The sequence below is a fragment of the Salidesulfovibrio brasiliensis JCM 12178 genome, assembly GCF_001311825.1.
Lineage (GTDB): Bacteria > Desulfobacterota > Desulfovibrionia > Desulfovibrionales > Desulfovibrionaceae > Pseudodesulfovibrio > Pseudodesulfovibrio brasiliensis.
The window spans coordinates 1-2,372 of sequence record NZ_BBCB01000152.1 but is presented as its reverse complement, the minus strand read 5'-3'; the positions used below and the strand labels follow the sequence as shown (position 1 = coordinate 2,372).

At 60.3% G+C, this 2,372-nt stretch carries 3 protein-coding genes and 1 pseudogene; all 4 read left to right on the top strand.

Annotation, left to right across the window (positions count from 1 at the left end; translation table 11 throughout):
* Positions 1–364, top strand: a pseudogene (locus JCM12178_RS17215) (transcription antitermination factor NusB); the annotation flags it as partial.
* Positions 365–598: 234 nt separating this feature from the next.
* Positions 599–880 carry a carboxymuconolactone decarboxylase family protein gene (locus tag JCM12178_RS17210; RefSeq protein ID WP_245628855.1) on the top strand — a complete coding sequence of 94 codons (282 nt, stop codon included), beginning with the start codon at positions 599–601 and terminating at the stop codon, positions 878–880.
* A 235-nt stretch (positions 881–1,115) separates the two neighbouring features.
* On the top strand, positions 1,116–2,255 hold the full coding sequence (locus JCM12178_RS17205) for a MerR family transcriptional regulator (RefSeq protein WP_054653198.1): 1,140 nt from the start codon (positions 1,116–1,118) through the stop codon (positions 2,253–2,255).
* A 2-nt stretch (positions 2,256–2,257) separates the two neighbouring features.
* Positions 2,258–2,372: hypothetical protein (locus tag JCM12178_RS18840; RefSeq protein WP_172677180.1), on the top strand; the 115-nt coding region annotated here is incomplete at its 3' end.

The following is a 2,372-nucleotide window of genomic DNA, read 5'->3' as shown; positions in this document are numbered from 1 at the left end:
CTTCCGCGCACGGGCAGACAGCGGCGCGCCCCTGACCGACATGGGCACCGTGCTGCTGGACCTGCCCTGCTCCGGCCTCGGCGTACTCTCCCGCAGACCCGACGCCAAGTGGCGGCGCACCCCTGCGGACCTGCCCGCCCTGACACAACTTCAGGCCGACATCCTCGATACGGCCGTGGACGCAGTCCGACCCGGCGGACGCATCGCCGTCATCACCTGCACCCTGAATCCGGCGGAAAACGAAGAGCAGATCGAAGCGTTCCTCTCCCGCCATCCCAATGCAAAAGAAGCCCGGCGCTGGACCACCCCGGCCAACGCCCGCCTCGGAGAGTTCTTCTTCGCCACGCTTATTGACGTCAAATAGACTGACGGACCATCTTCAAGCCCTATTTCGCCGCACGGCCCACGCCGTGCGGCTTTTTTTTCGCATCACTCAACGCCCCTTCGGATGATTCTTTTGCTTGTAATTCTGGTAATATTTTTTCCAATGCGAAAATTATAATTATAAATTCTTGACAAACGAAAATCGCCTTTGGTAGGCGAGACACTCCATGAACGTGGACGAACGGTGTCCGCACCAACCGAAAGGAGTGCCGCCATGCAGGAGCCAGCAGAAAAGGCCGTTGAACTGTTCCGGCTGATGAACAAGAACCGCCGCGATATTTTCAAATCCTACCGGGGCTTTACCGAGTCCATCAAAAAAGGCTCGTCCATCGAAGGCAAATACCAGAGCCTGATCCTCATCGCCTGCTCCATCCTTTCGCAGTGCGACATGTGCATCTCGCTCCACGTGCAGAACGCCGCCACGCAGGGCGCCAGCCGCGACGAGATCATCGACGCAGCCTTCTGGCCGTGGCCATGGGCGGCTCCCCCAAGATGATGTACATGAAGTACGTCTATGAAGAAGTGGACAAGCTCTTCGAAGAATAAACCGTTTCCGACCTCCTCCTTGAAAAGGGCTTCGGGCTTTTGCCCGGGCCCTTTTTCATGGCCTTCTCCTTGACGGAAACAGGGTTTGCCGATACCAATATCGATAAGCTATCGTTTTCAAAATCCAGCTGTACGGCAAGGCCGACGATAGGTGACGATGGCATAACGATTTTGGAGGCAACACCATGTCGGAGACCCTGACCCACAAGGACCTCGCAAAACTCTGCGACGTGTCCGAGACCACCATCAAGAGCTACCGCCGCAAGTTCCCGGCCTTCATCCCGGTGGAGACCGAGGGCAAGCCCATTCGCTTCAAGCCCGAAGCGGGCGAGGTCTGCCTGAAGATTCGCGACTGCTTTGCCAAGGGCATGTCCGTGAACGCCACATGGAAAGTCCTCAAGGAACACTTCAAGGAATACAAAAAGGATCGCCGCGCCGCTTCTCCCGCGCCGCAGCAGCCCGCTCCGGTCGAAGCCGCCCCGTCAGGCGTCACATCCGAATACATGGAAAAGTTTTTCGAGACCGCCGGACAGATGATGCACGGCATGGCCCAGCTCGCCACGGCGCAGGCCCGCGCAGATCAGCGGCTCAAGAAACTGGAAAGGGCCATCGAAGGACTGGTGGAAGCCGAATCCCGCAATCAGGACCGCTTCACCCAGATGCTCGACGTCCTGAGCCGCGGGCAGGGGGTGCCGACCCCGGAAGCACAGCCCGCTCCGGCCGCACCTGAAGAATCTCCCCGCAAGCCTGAACCCGCAGCCTCCGAGCCTGAACCGGAAGCGCCTGAAGCCGAAACCCCGGCTCCCGAGCCCGCTCCGGAAACACCCTCCGAGTCTGCCACAGACGCAGAAAAGCCCCGCCCCAAACGTCGCATCGTGAACGTGCGCGGCAGAGAGGGCGTCAAACGATACGACCTCGGAGACGAACAGCCCGCAGCATCCGAAACCGAGGAAAAATCTGCTGATCGCGTTTCGCTGGAGCACCCGTCCGACACCTTCATGGATACCCCTATCGTGATTCGCAACGAACAGGGCGAGTTCCTCGGCGTGCCCGGACGGCTCCCCCTGCGCGGGTTCATCGAGATCCTTGAGCGCGAGGCTGGCCAGACCGGCCACACCTCCACATGGGAACGCCGTGAACGCTCATGGGTCTATGACATGAAAGCGGCCAACGGCGAGCGGCACGAGCTTTACTTCGGCGGCACCAAGACCCCGCGCGGCAACCTCGTGGTGCTGCTCTGGCGGCTCGATGTGGACGCCAAGGAGACTACGGCCGCGTTCCTGCAGGAGTTCTTCCGCCAGATCAAGGATCGCATCGCTGAGTAGCCATGAAAACCAAAGAGATTTACCGCTGTACCGAATGCGGGGCCAAGGCCATGCGCTGGCAGGGCCAATGCCCCGGCTGCGGAGAGTGGAACACGCTGGCCGCGGCCACCGAACGCC